This is a genomic window from Streptococcus sp. HMSC064H09, assembly GCF_001812625.1.
Taxonomy (GTDB): Bacteria; Bacillota; Bacilli; order Lactobacillales; family Streptococcaceae; genus Streptococcus.
Window position 1 is genome coordinate 1 of the sequence record NZ_KV809594.1, and the last position, 220, is coordinate 220.

Genomic DNA, 220 nt, shown 5'->3' on the forward strand with positions numbered 1-220 from the left:
GTAACGTTAAGTTCTCTAAACTTGAGTTCAAGAAAGGCCAAGAAGGCGTACACAACTACACAGTAGAAGAAGTTAAAGGCTCAGACGCAACCGTTACATACGACACAATGAAAGCGAATGTAACAGTCACAGTTAAACACGATGGAACAGCTAAAGTTCTTATCGCGACTGTAGGCGACATTGCGGATAAAGAATTTAACAACCGTGTGACTCCTCCAGA

The 220-nt window shown here is 42.3% G+C and carries 1 protein-coding gene; it reads left to right on the top strand.

From position 1 onward, the window contains the following. The coding region (locus HMPREF2867_RS07755) for a Spy0128 family protein (protein ID WP_141751004.1) at nt 1–220 on the top strand (220 nt) is incomplete at both ends.